We start from the raw sequence: 3,046 nt of genomic DNA on the forward strand, positions 1-3,046 counted from the left end.
CCCTTATTGCTCCTATATCTTAATAGGCATTGTTTTAACGGGCTTTTGAGATACAACTCAAGGGGTTTATTCAACACGCCTTTTGGCCGGTATAGCTCCCCATATTATCCAGAAAAGGAATTAGAGCATTTTGCTGAAAAGCTTGAAGACGCGACTTTTTATAATATGGAGTTCTCCGACTTTTTGTACGAAATGGAAGATAGGTTTACTGGAAGAGGTATGAAGTGTCAGTGCTATGCTGACCCGCCTTACATAAAGCACGACGAACAAACTCAAGTATTTACTCAATACACTGCTAATGGCTTTTCATTAAACCACCATCGAGCTCTGAATAAACAATTAACCGACAACCGAGCAATGTATGACAAGGTTCTGGTATCAAATCATGAGGGTAAAAGACTCAAAGAAATTTATAACGGAGCTATAAAAACGGTAAGGTTTAGAGTGCCAAGGACAATATCTTCCAGCGTTACAAAGAGAACTTCTGCACCAGAGGTTCTTCTTTATTATTAGCTTTTGTGGTGTGTGAATGGCTATAGATACATCTACATTGTAAACAGGTTTGTTAGATATGGATTTTGCACCAGTCGTAAATTAATTAGCAGAGTTATTATGGCTTCTGATACCAATCGCTATTGGTACAGAAATTTTAAAATCTCCTTGGTTCAAAGGAAAATTTGGCGAGTTCTTTGTTAATTTTTCTGCAAAGCATATGCTAAACCCAAATACATACCATTTAATCAAGAACGTAACCTTGCCAACAGATGATGGTAGTACGCAAATCGACCACATCATCGTTTCGAAGTTCGGTGTATTCGTAGTTGAAACCAAAAACATGAAGGGATGGATATTTGGAAACCCCAAACAAAGGATGTGGACACAAAAGCTCTACAAACATTCAAGCAAATTTCAAAATCCATTGCATCAGAACTATAAGCATGTACAAACACTTGTATCGGTATTGGGACTTAATGATGATCAAGTGCATTCCGTCATTGTTTTCGTTGGTGATAGTAAGGCTGAACTACCGTTTAGGTCATTGATTTTCGATGTACTGGTGTAAGCATATGATTTACATATAGACATTATTTATTTTATTGTTTTCAGTTAACGTTACCGCGACCGATATCGCAGAATAAAATGTCATTAAAACTACAAAAACTTTGGGCCGGTCATCATAAATTTTATAATAGAAAACTTCTGGATTTGCTCCAAAACTATTGGTTTCGCTTAAGAACAATGTTACGCGCTCGATAGTATCGTCAGTCAACCTATTTACTTCATCAGAGTTTGTAGAGCTAAAATCACGTAATTCATTGCTTATAACAAGCGTGGCACCTTCCCACTTACTTTGAGTGTGATGGTAATATAATCCACATGCTATGTGCGATAACACGCTGTCAAAACGTCTTAGGTCGATTGAATACGCCGCAGTGTGTTCTACTTTTCCATCGGGATGTTTTAGCATTACACGTTGATAGTTATCTAAAAAGTTCGAGTATGTGTCAGGCCGCCGGTCAATTGCTCGCATGATCTTGGTATTAAACAGCTGCTCTTTTATGTCATTTCCATGAAAGCACGTAGATAGACAAAACACTAAATACTCATCGTCTCTACTCTTACTATTATTGTGTTTCTCACAGGATGGTACCGTTATTAAATCTTTGCGTAGACTGATTTCACTGAGCACATCTTTTTGTTTTGGAAACAATGCTTTTGGAGGAATATGCTCCTTCGTTGTCGCTAAGGCATCGCACATGTAGCACGTTCTCTTTCGCATTAGCTACTCGACTTTTCTATCTTTGCCAGATGAGGCACGCTTTTTTCGCTCAACCTGCACATACACCGTATCGGTTGTCGCACTGCTAGAATGGCCCAGATCTTCTGATAGATCCTTTAGCGGTCTATCACGCTCTATCTCCATGCTTGCACCGGTATGACGCAGATAATGTGTGGTGGCTTCATTTAATTTCTGAGCGGATTCTAATCCTTGTTCTGACTTCATTTTGTCAAATGCAGCGTCGAACACGCTCTGAATAAGCCTCGAAATTTGACGACCTGTTAAACCACCGCGGCCTCTTATTTTTTCAACCAGAACGGTTTGCTCACCTTTGGACGGTAAAGGTGATAGTCCACGCCATTTTCTATAGCGTTTCAAAAACGTAAGATAACCCGGTGGTACCGTGATATCTCTTATCTTTTTGCCTTTTCCATAGGCCTTAAACCACCAGTTGTTGCCCTCATCTGTCCAAAAATGACTCATCAAGGGCGTCCAATCATTGCGCTCCGAGAGTTCTGAAAGCCTCAGAAATAGGGTTTTCATGGTAGCAATAGTAAATAAACTACGCTCCAAAAGCGGATCACTATCCGCCATCTCAACGGCAGTATCCAAGAGATATTGCCATTGCTGCTCAGTTAATCGACTTATCGTCTTTACCTGACTGTCTTTTATCAAGTACTTACAGTCTCGTTTTGCCAATGGAATAGGATTGCCGAAACAAATTTCTTCATCGATGAGATGGCGGTAAAAAGAGCTTAATGCCACAAAGGTAGATTCGAGGGTCTGCAATGAGGGTTGGTACTTTTTCGGATCGAGCACTCTGTCTTTATCGTATTTCGGCGGCGTTTGCCTGAACGGCGTCCACTTAAGGTTTGAAGCAAAGTAACCGTTATTGAGGCGAAATCGGTCATGGAGCTGGGTGCTTATCCATTTAACCGGTGGCGCCACACAGAAATCAATGTATCGCAAAATATCTGCTTTACGTAAATCATCTACTGGCTGCTTATCTACCATAAAGACCCACAATAGGAACTTTTCGATGTCATTTCGAAAACGCACGTACGTGTGTTGTGATTTGTTGCGACCAATATATAAAAGGTATTCTTTCGCCCAGTCCCAGTGCTGTCTCATCCATGTCGGTTGATTGTCTAAGAATGAACTTAGCTGTGGATAGTCAGACAAACTGAGCTCTGCTAGCTCAGTATACGTGGGAAACAACGGTGTGGGTTTAGTGATGGCCAAGTGTGTTGTGATTGTTAGTTAAGA

4 protein-coding genes are annotated in these 3,046 nt (G+C 40.4%); 2 read left to right on the forward strand and 2 right to left on the reverse strand.

Annotation, left to right across the window (positions count from 1 at the left end; translation table 11 throughout):
* Both ACFI6J_RS21350 and ACFI6J_RS21355 read left to right on the forward strand, forming a co-directional pair.
* Positions 1-513, forward strand: a 513-nt coding sequence (locus ACFI6J_RS21350; protein WP_462586385.1) for a DNA adenine methylase, incomplete at its 5' end; no start/stop codon positions are given.
* A 133-nt stretch (positions 514-646) separates the two neighbouring features.
* Positions 647-1,063 (forward strand): nuclease-related domain-containing protein, encoded by a 417-nt coding sequence (locus ACFI6J_RS21355; RefSeq protein ID WP_462586386.1) that lies wholly within the window; start codon positions 647-649, stop codon positions 1,061-1,063.
* A 9-nt stretch (positions 1,064-1,072) separates the two neighbouring features.
* On the opposite strand, the gene ACFI6J_RS21360 is transcribed toward ACFI6J_RS21355, so the two are convergent.
* Together ACFI6J_RS21360 and ACFI6J_RS21365 are read right to left on the reverse strand one after the other, a co-directional pair.
* A complete protein-coding gene (locus ACFI6J_RS21360) occupies positions 1,073-1,759 on the reverse strand; it encodes a hypothetical protein (RefSeq protein ID WP_371343182.1) in 687 nt (228 codons plus the stop codon).
* A gap of 24 nt (positions 1,760-1,783) precedes the next feature.
* Positions 1,784-3,022: a tyrosine-type recombinase/integrase gene (locus ACFI6J_RS21365; protein ID WP_071980015.1), complete on the reverse strand. Its 1,239-nt coding sequence runs from the start codon at positions 3,020-3,022 to the stop codon at positions 1,784-1,786.
* Between the last annotated feature and the right edge of the window lie 24 nt (positions 3,023-3,046).

It is taken from the genome of Alteromonas sp. G4i13 (assembly GCF_054960505.1).